1 protein-coding gene is annotated in these 859 nt (G+C 45.5%); it reads left to right on the plus strand.

The annotated features are described in order from the left end of the window. Positions 1–173 precede the first annotated feature (173 nt). The coding region (locus A3750_RS24695) for a GGDEF domain-containing protein (protein ID WP_068549053.1) at positions 174–859 on the plus strand (686 nt) is incomplete at its 3' end.

The raw sequence follows: 859 nt of genomic DNA on the forward strand, positions 1-859 counted from the left end.
TGATTAAAAAGCATGCAAGAGCACCATGCAATAAATAAGTGGCGACTGGTTAATATCTGTTCTATATACAACCCAAAGGAATAAGCGCAAAATAATAATTTGGATATCCGCTTGTGATAACTGCCGGCAAAGTCAGATAAAAATACGAATGTTGCACTTACGATGGCCGAACTATGACGATCATTCAAAACAGTTCCATTCGGTTCGCGAATAACTTTATTACGCGCAGCCTCTCCCTGCCTGCGCTCAGAGCTCTTTACGGCTTCTCTTTAGCCATTGTCCTGCCATCTGGCTGGATACTTATTCAATGGCTGGCTGGCAGAAGCCCTTTCTCGGAAGAAGCCTTTGACGTTCTTCTGTACGCCTATATTACGGTGATAGGCGGAATCATGTTTGCCTCTATTGGCTTCATGATTGGCAAACGAGAGCAAACCATGACCGACCTTGCGTTAAGTGATAGCTTAACTGGCTTGTACAATAAGCGATACTTTCAAAACCGCCTAGATCAGGAATTTGAACGCTTTCAGCGTTATGGAACACCCATGTCGTTGGTGCAAGTCGATTTGGATCATTTCAAATATGTAAACGATACATGGGGCCATCAAGCGGGCGACATTGTTTTGAAACAAGTAGCAAACGCGGTGCAGAGCAATCTGCGTACCGGTGAAATTGCGGCCCGCGTGGGCGGAGAAGAGCTCTGTATCATCGTCTGCAATTCAAAAGCAGACGCCGCATTTCAGTTAGCTGAACGAATCAGAAGGGCAATCAAGGACATGGAGATTGATTGGCAGGGCGAAAAAATTCAGGTCAGTGCATCATTTGGTATTGCCGACGCAGAACCAGACATTCTGACCAAGTG

This window comes from Oleiphilus sp. HI0079 (assembly GCF_001635105.1).